At 37.9% G+C, this 340-nt stretch carries 1 pseudogene; it reads right to left on the minus strand.

The annotated features are described in order from the left end of the window. A pseudogene (locus ACFSX9_RS09820) lies at positions 1 to 340 on the minus strand (hypothetical protein); the annotation flags it as partial.

Consider the following 340-nt stretch of genomic DNA (forward strand, 5'->3'; position numbering starts at 1 on the left):
GATACTGCTGGTGTTAAAATAGTTCCGGTAATTTCACTTACAACTACTGCAACTCCATTTAAGGTATCGTTAGTATAAGCATTCACAAGATTTGTATTACCATCTAATCCATTTACTGGAGTAGCACTTGTGTCATCGTTGTCAGCAACAATAACCGCTGCTTCAACAACAACTGTTACAATTGCAGTATCACAATTCGAAGGATTTAATAGCTCACAAATTTGATATTCTATGGTATAAGTTCCTGCTGGTGTTTGTGCTGGAACACTTACAATTCCTGTTGCGATATCCAATAACGGAACGTTTGCTCCTGGCGTTACTGATACTGCTGGTGTTAAAA

The organism is Flavobacterium ardleyense (assembly GCF_042686085.1).
Classification (GTDB): Bacteria; Bacteroidota; Bacteroidia; order Flavobacteriales; family Flavobacteriaceae; genus Flavobacterium; species Flavobacterium ardleyense.